At 72.1% G+C, this 5,226-nt stretch carries 4 protein-coding genes; all 4 read left to right on the top strand.

Annotation, left to right across the window (positions count from 1 at the left end; genetic code table 11):
• Nucleotides 1-1,320 (top strand): MMPL family transporter (locus VFZ70_17490; protein ID HEX6257607.1); only part of this gene is annotated, 1,320 nt, incomplete at its 5' end.
• Nucleotides 1,321-1,399: 79 nt separating this feature from the next.
• Nucleotides 1,400-2,869 carry a 2-oxo acid dehydrogenase subunit E2 gene (locus VFZ70_17485; protein ID HEX6257606.1) on the top strand — a complete coding sequence of 490 codons (1,470 nt, stop codon included), beginning with the start codon at nt 1,400-1,402 and terminating at the stop codon, nt 2,867-2,869.
• 453 nt (nt 2,870-3,322) lie between these two features.
• A complete protein-coding gene (locus tag VFZ70_17480) occupies nt 3,323-3,577 on the top strand; it encodes a hypothetical protein (GenBank protein HEX6257605.1) in 255 nt (84 codons plus the stop codon).
• Between the two features lie 87 nt (nt 3,578-3,664).
• Nucleotides 3,665-4,300, top strand: a complete 636-nt coding sequence (locus tag VFZ70_17475) for a protein-L-isoaspartate(D-aspartate) O-methyltransferase (GenBank protein HEX6257604.1) — start codon at nt 3,665-3,667, stop codon at nt 4,298-4,300.
• Nucleotides 4,301-5,226: the final 926 nt, after the last annotated feature.

The raw sequence follows: 5,226 nt of genomic DNA, 5'->3' as shown, positions 1-5,226 counted from the left end.
CGCTTCGAGATCACCGACTTCGTCCCGCAGGACGACCCGGCACTCGAGACGTTCGAGACGCTGCAGGAGCAGTTCGCCGGCGGCTTCGACGAGCGCACCGAGGTGCTGCTCACCGGCGACGTTGCCACGCCCGACGCGCACAATGCGCTGGTCGCGGCACTCGACTCGGTCGGCGAGGTCGACGCGGTCGCGACGCTCGGCTCGCGGGCCGACGCGACCTCGATCGCGTCCGTGCTGGCGCCGGTGTTCGCGGACGGGCAGACCTTTGGACCTCCGGAGGATGTGGCCGCGGCCGCTGGTGGGCAGTCCGCTGGCGTGACCGACGGTGAGCAGCCGGCCGGTGCGCCGCCCGGTGCGCCGCCCGGTGACCGCCAGGCAGCTGCGGGCGCGCCGTTGGACACCGTGCGTGACGAGCTGACCACCCTCGGCCTGCGCCCCGATCTGACGGTCGAGCCGGACGCTGACGTCGATGCGCTCTACGCGGCCGTGCTGGCCGGCGTGCCGGGTGCCGAGCAGGTGCTCGCGAGCACCGACGACGGCGAGTGGCTCGAGCGGGTCGCGCTGCGCACCACCGCAGGGCAGGAGGGCGCGGCCGCGCTGCGCGACGACCTGCAGGCCACGTTTGACGGCGTCACCGATACCGGCGCGTCAGTGGTCATCACGTCACCCGAGATCGTCCAGGCGCAGCTGGGCCAGGACGTCGAGGACTCGCAGCTGCTGTCCCTGCTGATCGCCCTCGTCGCGGCCATGGCGCTGCTGGTCGTCTACTACACCGTCACGGCGCGCCGGCCGGCGGTCGGGGTGCTGACGGTGCTGCCCGTCGGGCTGGTACTGGCGCTGACGTTCGGAACGATGGCGCTGACGGGGATCCCGCTGAACCCGGTGACGGCGACGTTGGCTGCGCTGTCGATCGGCATCGGCGTCCCGTTCACGATCCACGTGACGTCGCGCTTCCTCGAGGAGCGCGCGCGTGCCGGGGACGCCGGGTCTGCGACGCCCGAGGCGGCCGGCCGCGAGACGGCGCTGCGACGCACGATGGCGCAGACCGGCGGGGCGCTGGTCGGCTCGGCGCTGACCACCGCCATCGGGTTCGGGATCCTGACGACGTCGACGCTGGTGCCCTTCGAGCAGTTGGGCTACGTGATCGTGTACGCCATCGCCTACTCGGTGGTCGCGTCGATCCTGGTGCTGCCGAGCCTGCTCGCGCTGTGGGACCGCTGGGACCGCAGACGCCGGGTCGGGGCGACATCGGATTATCCCGACACCGCTGGTGAGCCGCTCGGCGACCGGACGCCCGCGGGCGCTCCGACCGGGCACTGACCAAGGGCGTGCACCGCGTCGCCCGGCGGGCGCCCCTACCGTCGCGCGCCGTCGGACAGCGGACCGGTAGCCTGCCGGTGTGAGGCCTCGGACCGTCGGCGCGACACGGCGGGAGCGGGAACGCCCGCTGCCCGGTGACGCGCTCGTGCCCGAGTGCGTGATGCAGGCCACGCACGCCGTGACGATCGCCGCGGCGCCCGAGGACGTCTGGCCGTGGCTTGTGCAGATGGGTGCGGGGCGGGCGGGCTGGTACAGCTACGACCGACTCGACAACGGCGGGGCGCCGAGCGCCGAGAGGATCGTCCCGGCACTGCAACAGATCACCGTCGGCGACGTCATGCCGGCGCTGCCCGGCGCCACGGACGCCTTCGTCGTCGCCGACGTGCAGGAACGGCACCATCTGGTGCTGTCCGTCCCGACGCCGGCGGGGGCCGTCCGGGCCTCGTGGGCGCTCGTGTTGGAGCCGGATGGTGGACGCACCAGACTGATGGTGCGTGCCCGACTCGGCGAACTGCGGGTGACGTTGCCGTGGGTCGGCGACGTGCGCGTGTCCCCGGTGGCTGCGCACATCGTCGCCACTCCGGTGCACCTGGTGATGCAGCGCCGGCAACTGCTCGGGATCCGCGACCGCGTCGAGGCGGCGGGCGGGCGAACGACCCCCGTTCCTCGTTCCGGGGCCGGTGGCGGGGGGCCAGGCGCGCCGACCGCGCGCCGACCGTCGCCACCGTCGCGGGAGGTCGTGGCCTTTCCCCGGTCGCGCCGGATCATCGTGGACATCGGACGGGTCGCTCGCGCACGCAACACCGTGAACGGCTTCCTCGAGATCGATGTGACCGACATCCGCCGGCGCCTGCGCGACACCGGGACGACAGGCGGCCCGGACCTGTCGCTGACCGGCTACATCGTCGCCTGCGTCGGCCGGGCCGTCGCCGCCGACCGGGCGGTCCACGCCCTGCGCGATCTCCGCGGACGCCTGGTGCGGTACGACGACGTCGACGTCAACGTGTCGGTCGAGGTGCAGCTCGAGGGTCGCTCGTTTCCGATGAACCACGTCATCCGCGCCGCGCACGCGCGGTCGGTCCACGAGATCAGCGAGGAACTGCACCGTGTCAAGCGGGACCCTGGCCAGAGCCCGACGGCGCGGCTCGCCGCTGGCGCGCGGGTGTTCCTGGCACTGCCCGGTGTGGTGCGCCGCTGGGCGTTCCGGACGGTGTACCGGCTGCCCGCCAGGCAGAAGGCCCTGATGGGAACGGTGGGGGTGACGGCGATCGGCATGGTCGGCCGCGGCGGCGGCTGGGGCACCGCGTTCCAGGTCCACCCGCTCGAGATCGTGGTGGGCGGCATCGCCGTCACGCCCGGCGTCACGGACGAGGGGATCGCGCCGCGCGAGCACCTCCACGTGACGCTCAGCTTCGACCACGACGTCGTCGACGGCGCTCCCGCCGCGCGGTTCGCGTCCCGGCTCAGAGATCTCATCGAAGGTCCCGACGTGGTGCTCGGCGACCGCGCGCAGCGGCGCGCCGACCCGTCCGATCCGTCGCCGACCTGAGGTCGCGACGGCGGGTCCACCGTGCGGGATCGCGCCGGCGCCGACGGGCGTGCCGTTGCGAGGGGATCCGCCGGGCAGAAGGGCTCTGGCCCATCGCGTTCACTTACCGCAAGCCGGCTTCGTCACGTCCCGTTCGAACTCGTGATCGGGATGTGGCTGGTGGTCCGCGGCTTCGCCGAACCCGCGTGACCCGCCGTCTCGAAGAGGACCGTCCGCGCCTGTCGGCATGTCCCCGCGTGGCGGGACGTCCGGCTCTACCCGTCCGACGACCCCGTCGCGATAGTGGAACGCCGGAGTGCGTTCATGAACCGACGCCGGGGAGACGACATGGGCGCGAACGCAGAACCCGTGGGTGCGATCACCGCCGTCCTGCCGCATCACCGCGAGCGGGCGGTGCAGGCGGGCACGCCCGGACCCGAGCCGCCACGAGCGTGAGGACGGTGATCAGCTCCCATGAGGTTCGCGTACTTCTACTTCATGAAGCGTGATCCACAGCGTGTGCGTGAGGTGGCGCCGCGGCACGCCGAGTACTGGCGTGGGCTCGCCCTTCCGCACTACCTCGGCGGCCCGTTCGGAGACATGTCGGGAGGGTTGATCACGTTCGACGGCGAGTCCTTCGTTGAGGCTGGCCAATTCATCGCCAACGATCCGTTCCGGGCAGCCCACCTGCTCGAGCGGCACTGGCTCAAGGAGTGGAAGGCCGACTGAGCGTGGTCCGGGCTCGTCTCGCGGGCGGCCTCTCACGCGGCGCCCGTGATCCGGCGGGCGACACGTGCGCGCACGCAGACTGGTTCCATGCCCGTCGATGACCTGTGGCGCGCCGCTCGGGCGGCTGGCGTCTCGGACCGTCGATTGCTCGATGCCATCGGGCGGATCCCGCGCCGCGCGTTCGTCCCACCCGCACACGCGGATCGGGCCGATGTCGACGCGCCGATCCCGATCGCACACGACCAGGTGACGACCCAGCCGTCGCTGTCGGCGCGGATGCTGGAGGCGCTCGATCTGACGGATGACGACCATGCGCTCGAGGTCGGGACGGGCCAGGGCTATCAGACCGCCCTGCTCGCCACGCTCACCGGCTCGGTCGTCAGCGTGGAGCGCTTCGCCGACCTCGCCGCGGTGGCCCGCACGAACCTGGAACGTCAGGGCATCGACAACGTCGAGGTGATCGTCAGCGACGGCACCCGCGGCTGGCCACCCGGCGCACCCTACGACGCGATCATCGTGTCGGCGGCCTTCCCGCGCGTGCCGCGTCCGCTCGTCGAGCAGCTGTGCGAGGACGGGCGGCTGGTCCAGCCGATCGGGCGGGGCGGTGCCGACGACGTCGTCCTGTTCCACCGGACGGCCGCGGGCCTGCGGCGCGTCCGACGGATCTGCCCGGCGCACTTCGTCCGGCTGGTCGGCGAGCTCGGCTACTCGTCCGAGCCGTGACACCCGGTCAAGGCCGGGGCGGCCGGGCGTCGCCTCGCTCGGGACATCGGGAGAGATGGGGCCCCGCGGCGAATCGTGCAGACTGCATGGCTCAGGCCTACTCGCCACGCGAGACCTCGCGACCCCGACACACCGGCTCGCGGTCGTCTCGGGAGAGCCTTGGCCGAGTCCGGTCGGACGACCACCTTCAGGGTTCGGCGTATCGCCTCGCCATTGTTCGAGTTGTCGGTGACCTGGTCTTGGGCGCAGCGACGAGAGCCCAGCTTGCCGCGAGCCGTCGGAGCCGCGCTCCAACCCCGACCCGCAACGGGCGGAGCTCGTATTCGAGGTTGTGGCGAAAAGCTTGAACATGGCGTCTCGAAACCGAGGGTCTGAGCGGGAGCGACCGACGCCGCAGCACGCCGTACCCGACCCCGTGGGACAGCCCCAGGGTCAAGATGTGATGGCGGTCGTGAGCCCAGGAGCCTGCCGAAGCGTTCCACCGTGTCACGTCCATGCCGCGATCTCGATGTCTCGAAGGCCTGGCAAGGCAGGCCAGGGTTCGCCGGCCCGACGAGGCGGGAGCGGTCGCGGGTTCGCCGCACCAACGTGACTGGACTGACCGTGATTCGCTCGCAGCGGAGGTCGCGCGGGTCAGGAGGCGCGAATCGCCTACGCACGCCCAGATCATGTGCCCTGGACGTTGAAGGCGCGGTGGGCTCTACCGGTCCAGCGTAGTCGGCCCGCGGTCCCTCGGCGCCCCCCGCGTCGGCCCCCGCGTCGGCTGCCGAGCTCGGGTGTCCGTTTCGGGTGTCACGTTCGGTTCGTGGCCGGTGTCTTGATGCCGACCGCACGAGACCGGTGGAGGAATGATGACCAGCACGACGCGGATCCCGAAGGCCGAGTTGACCGGCGTCTACGGCGCGATGGTCAGGCGGATGTCCCGC

The organism is Euzebyales bacterium, assembly GCA_036374135.1.
GTDB lineage: Bacteria > Actinomycetota > Nitriliruptoria > Euzebyales > JAHELV01 > JAHELV01.
This window is presented reverse-complemented; position numbering and strand designations above follow the sequence as displayed.